The 4,011-nt window shown below is 35.0% G+C and carries 6 protein-coding genes; 4 read left to right on the top strand and 2 right to left on the bottom strand.

Annotated features, from left to right (window positions below; translation table 11 throughout):
• The first annotated feature begins 74 nt into the window (after positions 1-74).
• A complete protein-coding gene (locus KI369_RS27075; RefSeq protein ID WP_212958656.1) occupies positions 75-1,757 on the top strand; it encodes a DEAD/DEAH box helicase in 1,683 nt (560 codons plus the stop codon).
• A complete protein-coding gene (locus KI369_RS27070; protein WP_212958654.1) occupies positions 1,744-2,538 on the top strand; it encodes a YqhG family protein in 795 nt (264 codons plus the stop codon). The genes KI369_RS27075 and KI369_RS27070 overlap by 14 nt, the downstream gene beginning before the upstream one ends.
• Before the next feature lie 35 nt (positions 2,539-2,573).
• On the opposite strand, the gene KI369_RS29710 is transcribed toward KI369_RS27070, so the two are convergent.
• Both KI369_RS29710 and KI369_RS27065 read right to left on the bottom strand, forming a co-directional pair.
• Complete coding sequence (locus KI369_RS29710) at positions 2,574-2,705, bottom strand: hypothetical protein (RefSeq protein ID WP_000064662.1); 132 nt, start codon at positions 2,703-2,705, stop codon at positions 2,574-2,576.
• 97 nt (positions 2,706-2,802) lie between these two features.
• The gene (locus KI369_RS27065; protein ID WP_000032702.1) at positions 2,803-3,030 is read right to left on the bottom strand and encodes a hypothetical protein; all 228 of its coding nucleotides are present in this window, start codon (positions 3,028-3,030) and stop codon (positions 2,803-2,805) included.
• A gap of 73 nt (positions 3,031-3,103) precedes the next feature.
• Here KI369_RS27065 and KI369_RS27060 point away from each other — a divergent pair, with 73 nt between their 5' ends.
• Together KI369_RS27060 and KI369_RS27055 are read left to right on the top strand one after the other, a co-directional pair.
• Entirely contained in the window at positions 3,104-3,220 is a 117-nt protein-coding gene (locus KI369_RS27060) for a GTP pyrophosphokinase (protein ID WP_081260118.1), read from the top strand.
• Between the two features lie 141 nt (positions 3,221-3,361).
• Positions 3,362-3,994: a VC0807 family protein gene (locus KI369_RS27055; protein WP_001073110.1), complete on the top strand. Its 633-nt coding sequence runs from the start codon at positions 3,362-3,364 to the stop codon at positions 3,992-3,994.
• Positions 3,995-4,011: the final 17 nt, after the last annotated feature.

Raw genomic sequence — 4,011 nt, 5'->3', positions numbered from 1 at the left:
GTCTTATTACAAGGTTTATATAATAAAGATTTTTTTAATAATTACTTTAGTTTATAAAAGGTGGGTGAGTCGTAATGAATGTCGATATTTCCGTAGATCGAACGTGGCAAAACAATTTTTTAAATAGAATTGACGAAGATGGTCCCTGGACAAACTGGGATTTATATCATTTAGCTTATGAAACAGAAAAATCATTACTTGTTCCTACTTTCGATGGATTACAAGCACCGAAGCACTTATCTCATTTCACACCACTTCCTCATCAATTAGAAGTCGCTCAAAATGTTATTGAACAAATGAATGGTAAAGCGATACTAGCAGATGAAGTGGGACTTGGGAAAACGATTGAAGCTGGGCTTATTTTAAAAGAATATATGGTCCGCGGCCTTGTGAAAAAAGTACTTATACTCGTCCCTGCCTCTCTCGTATCACAATGGGCATACGAACTAAATACAAAGTTTTTCATTCCAGCTGTAGCCCAAAAGAAAAGCTATTCATGGGAACAAGCTGATGTGATTGTCTCCTCAATTGATACTGCAAAACGTTCACCGCATCGTGATATCGTTTTGAACTTAGAATATGACCTTATTATTATCGATGAAGCACATAAACTTAAAAATAATAAAACAAAAAACTATGAATTTGCACAGCGATTAAAAAAGAAATTTTGTTTATTATTAACTGCTACTCCTGTTCAAAATAAGATTGATGAAATTTTCAACCTTGTTTCTTTATTAAAGCCAGGACATTTAGGCAATCAATCCAACTTTGAGGAATATTACGCTTCAAAAAATCGTTCAGCCGAATCTGATGAAGATTTAAAAGCTCTTATTAACAAAGTGATGGTCCGAAATCGACGTCATAATACCGGAATTGATTGGCCCAAGAGACATGTACGTACAATTTTTGTTGAGTTTAATGAAGAGGAACAAGCTTTGTATAATGGGATTGAAAATTGGCGAGGACAAGACGCCTTCACATCCGCTTTCTCATCGTTAACTTTAAAACGGGAAGCGTGTAGTAGTCGCGAGGCTGTGTACTATTCATTAAAAAAACATGTAGAAAAACGACAGAAGGAAAATGAGCATTACATAAAAGACCCGCATATTGATGTGCTAATGGACAAAATTAATCATATTCCTTTCAATTCAAAAGCGACTAAAGCTCTTGAGCTTATAAAAGAAATTGACGATAAAGTCGTCATCTTTACAGAATATCGAGCGTCACAAATGTACTTACAATGGTTTTTACAACAACACGGTATTTCTTCCGTTCCATTCCGCGGTGGGTTTAAACGTGGGAAGAAAGATTGGATGAAGGAACTTTTCCAAAACCATGCACAAGTATTAATTGCAACTGAAGCTGGTGGGGAAGGGATTAACTTACAGTTTTGTAGCCATATGATTAATTATGATTTGCCATGGAATCCAATGCGTCTTGAACAAAGAATCGGACGTATTCACCGTCTTGGTCAAAAGAATGATGTTCATATTTATAACTTAGCTACAAAACACACTGTTGAAGAACATATTTTGAAGCTGTTATATGAAAAAATCAATTTATTTGAGCGTGTTATCGGCGAACTTGATGAAATTTTAACGAGAATTAATATGAAAAACATCGACGCGCACATTCAAGAAATATTTGCGCAGTCAAAAAGCGAAGGAGAAATCCGAATTAAGATGGAAAACTTAACATCTATTATCGACTTCGCAAAACGAAATGAAGCTGAGGTGCAAGGCTATGCAGCAACATGAAATTCATAATTACTTATACAATTTTTTCGAGGCGAATAACTGTGAAATTTTAAACCGTTCCCCTCATCTATTAGATGTGCAGTTAACAATTGAGATGGATAAATTATTAATGAATCGCCCTTTTTATTGGCACTATCTTGAGAAAACAGGAGGCGTACCGAATCCGATGCGCCTTACTCTTCTTACAAATCCAGAAAGTGAAGAAAACGATGGTGAGCTTATTCACTACGGTTCTCCACGCCTTCATCAAATTTTCCAAACAACAAAAGAATTAGGCTCTTATATACGCTTATATGAGGAAGTACGGCATAGCGGGGCAACACATACACCGCTCCATCCGTGGCTCGGTGTAAATATTAAAGTTTCCTATCAATGTGATCGAAAAAAAGACATCCTTCACTCCATTGGGATTCATCTCATTTCTGGCACAATGATTGCAAACTTTCATGAAACATTAGCTAAAATTAAACTTACACCGAAAATACCTGACTTTTGTTTTACGCTCTCGCCTATTATTAAACCGCAAAGTGGTTTACAACGTATAGAGGACGCTTTAAAGAATATAATTGCAGAAGATGACCATACGTGGGCGAAAGAAGCAAGAGTGCGCTGGAATCACGATTTAGACCTTTTAAATCGTTTTTATGAAGAAAGTGATGAACTTCCCGAAAGCTATGAAATTGAAAAACAAGCACTGCAAGAACAATACGAGCCACGCATTACAGTGCAAATTATTAACGGCGGACTTTTTTATGTTACCGCAAATCATTTTCTATCTTAAAAAGCCCCTTCTGTTTTAGAAGGAGCTTTTTTGAGTTATCCTCTATCGCCATTACGCCCTTGTTGTTTTTGCTTTGCCATACGTTTTTGATGCGCACGATCCTTTGCACTCACATGATTTGCATCTGTCGGAAGGTTTTCTTTTGAACGGCCAATTCCATTACTCATTTGTTCCACTCCTTCTTATGTCTTTCAAAATACACCCTTATTTTCAGCTAGAAATACAATCCTTATACAAAAAAATAAGAGCAGCCATTGGCTACTCTTACTCGCTCACATATTTTTGAAACATGTCATGGATGCCTTTATTTACTAGGTTCGAGATCTGCTCGTCAGATTTATTCGGATAACGATCACGCAATCTGATAGATGCCTTCACCATTAAATTTTCTAATACAGAACGGCCACCTTCTCCATAAATAATTTCAGCATATTTAACAAGCCTTCCATCCTCTACTGTTGCTGGATTATGATTGAAGAAAAATTTACTCATTGTCTCCACCTCTCTCTTTTGATAACGTTTACATTTATATAGATTATTTATGTTATTTATTTCACAATATTGTATGCATGTATATTTAATTAGTTTCATTATAAAGCAACATATCGATAGTAATTATGTGATTTTCCGTCCATTTTGTGAACAAACTAAAAATGAAAGCGTTTCCTTTATTATATACTAAAAAAACTTACTACGCTAGGGGCAATTTTTTTCAATCTACTAATCCCTCAAAAAATGATATATTTTTTCTTTTCCCATTAAACCTTATACAATTTTCAGAAATTATATTATAAAATATATGTATGACTTAAGGAGGATTTGTATGAATCAAAATAAAAAAGCTATATTAGATCTTGTCTTTTATCTCGTAATTCCATTCCTCATTTGGAAATTTGCAAAACCTTATATCGATCCTTATTATGCGATGTTACTTTCTTCTGTTCCGGGGATTATTTATACACTGTATACCTTTAAAAAAGAAAAACAGTTTAACGTGACAGGATTCTTTATTTTAATTACACTTATTTCTAATACAACGGTAGATCTATTATCTGGATCAGCTGAACGAATGCTATGGAACGATGCGTATTATCACATCGTACTCGGCATTATCGTCATATGTACAATATTTATAAAAAAGCCACTTATGTTATATTTCGCAGCAGATATTGCCGCACTGCAAGGCCATGACCGTGACAAAAGTCGTGAACTGTATCGTGATAGTCGTATCTATCCAGCACTACAATATTTAACGCTATTTTTCGGGCTACAATTCATATTAAAAAGCTTCTTAAAAATTTATTTCATCTCTGTTTTCGGTGTAGATGGCTATGGTGAAATGAGAGCGATTATGACCGCTGTTGGATGGGGCATTTCCATTTGTATCGGAATTGGATTTGTCTGGGTAAACAATAAAATACATGCCGTTACAGAAGAAAAAGAATCCGTACAGTAAACAAAAATCCCCTAGTA

It is taken from the genome of Bacillus sanguinis (assembly GCF_018332475.1).
Taxonomy (GTDB): Bacteria; Bacillota; Bacilli; order Bacillales; family Bacillaceae_G; genus Bacillus_A; species Bacillus_A sanguinis.
This window is presented reverse-complemented; position numbering and strand designations above follow the sequence as displayed.